Annotated in this window: 1 protein-coding gene; it reads left to right on the top strand. The window is 64.0% G+C overall.

Annotation, left to right across the window (positions count from 1 at the left end; all coding sequences use genetic code 11):
* Positions 1 to 1,018: 1,018 nt before the first annotated feature.
* Positions 1,019 to 1,837: a rolling circle replication-associated protein gene (locus tag C448_RS12645; RefSeq protein WP_004045523.1), complete on the top strand. Its 819-nt coding sequence runs from the start codon at positions 1,019 to 1,021 to the stop codon at positions 1,835 to 1,837.
* Positions 1,838 to 1,943 lie beyond the last annotated feature (106 nt).

Genomic DNA, 1,943 nt, shown 5'->3' with positions numbered 1-1,943 from the left:
GATGTGTATAAGAGACAGGGATAGAGGACCGCCACCAGACTAGATCGGTCGGTCCCACCGCGAGGTGAGAGGTGCCGGGTGGGGTCCCCCTAGACACCGTTATAGGTCCCTGTGGTGGGTGGTGGGGTCGGTTCGATTTTCGGCGACCCTTGCGCCGTCCTGCGATTAGGGAGCGGAGGGGCGAGTGATTGTGGTGGGAGAATCGCAAGACGGCGGTAAGTTGTGGCGGTTCAGACAGGGGTATCCTTACGCCGTCCTGCGATTGTACGGATAGGGCCGGGATTCGACAGGGGGAAGAATCGCAAGACGGCGGTAAGTTGTGATGGGTGATACTCCGGGGCGATCGGCGACCCCTGCGCTGTCATGCGGTTTCGGGTTCTGTCTGGCTATGGTTAGAACTGCTAATAACAATATGTGGGCGTGTTGGTAGTATCGGGATAGGTAGATGTTCTGCCGGGGTGAAAGGTCAGTATTCTTTAAGGGGCTAGTCGTTCTCGTCGCAGTCAAAGCTACGCAACGTGAGTGAATGCCCGGAGAAGGCCCGGGCGACGGACGATTCCACCGGACGCGATTTGTGGCAGAATCGCCCGGTGGAAACCTCTTGGCCGGAGGGTTCGTCCTCGCTCTGTCCTCTCTCAGCCGAGTCAGTAAGTGTTTCGACGGTTCACGGAAACGCTCGGTCTGGACGACTAAGCGCCGATCCACCGCAAGGATCGGGCGATCTTGATTTGCCCGAGAGCCGGCGTACCCGGCTCGAGGGCCGCCCGATCCGCACGCCCCCGACCGGCGGGAGGGGGCTATCTTGTGCGGTGGCGGTGCGGCGGCGGTGCGGTCTTTACTCGACGCTAGTTAGAACAACTCAAGAGCCGCTATGCTTCGCCAATTCAGGCGTTCCACCGTGCGGTGCGGTAGAAGACGTGCCGGTGGCTATGGTGCGGTGCGGTGCCACCGGCTCGTCTTCGTCGCGGTCGTCGGATAGTGCCGCCCCAGCTGGGCCGGACGTGCTGTCGGGCCACTCGTGGAGCAGCTCGCGATCGCGTCGGTCGGGGTGGTCGGAGTGAGCGCGGATCCCGTCGACGGCGAGGTCGAGTTGGATGAGCAGTCACGGCTCGGTCGGGACTGGGATTGCGGGCCGGATCGGGAGCGGCCGGACTGCCGGAAGGACTTGGCGCACCTGAAGTACCAGACAGAATCGGGGGAACAGGCGTCGTACCGTTGCGGTTCGTGGGACTGCGAGTGTTGCGGCCACCGGCTGAGGATGGGACTGATCGAGGAGATAGAACGGATCACGGAGGAGCGCCCGGAGATGCGTCGGTTCCTGACGCTCACAGTGGACCGCAGAGCGCCCGCGTCGAAGGAGGAGAAGCACGAGTACATCACCGATCGGTGGAACGCGCTGAGGACGGAACTGAGGGACCGCTATCCAAACCTGTCGTATCTGTGGGTGCGGCACGAGGGAGACGAGCGGGACCGGCCGCACCTGCACCTGCTCGTGGATCGGTTCCTGCCGCAGCGGGAACTGTCGCAGTTGGCCGAGCGCGTCGGCCTCGGCCGGGTGGTGGACATCCGGCGGGTGGACGCACGGAACGCGGCGCACTACATCAGTGCGTACCTCGGTCGTGGCTCGCTGTCGTTCCTGCCGTCGGGGTCGCGGCGGTACGGATCTAGCGCCGACGTCGATCTCGATCCACGCGATCCGGGCGGCGACGATCGTGACGGCAGTGCGCTCGAGGAGGACTGGTCACTGATGGCGTGGGATCCGATCGTCGAGGACTGGGTGTCGGCTGCGTCGGGAGACTTCCGGCGCGACGAGGATAGAGGACCGCCACCAGACTAGATCGGTCGGTCCCACCGCGAGGTGAGAGGTGCCGGGTGGGGTCCCCCTAGACACCGTTATAGGTCCCTGTGGTGGGTGGTGGGGTCGGTTCGATTTTCGGCGACCC

This window comes from Halococcus morrhuae DSM 1307 (assembly GCF_000336695.1).
Lineage (GTDB): Archaea > Halobacteriota > Halobacteria > Halobacteriales > Halococcaceae > Halococcus > Halococcus morrhuae.
The sequence above is the reverse complement of the archived record's forward strand: the minus strand, read 5'-3'. Positions and strand labels throughout refer to the sequence as shown.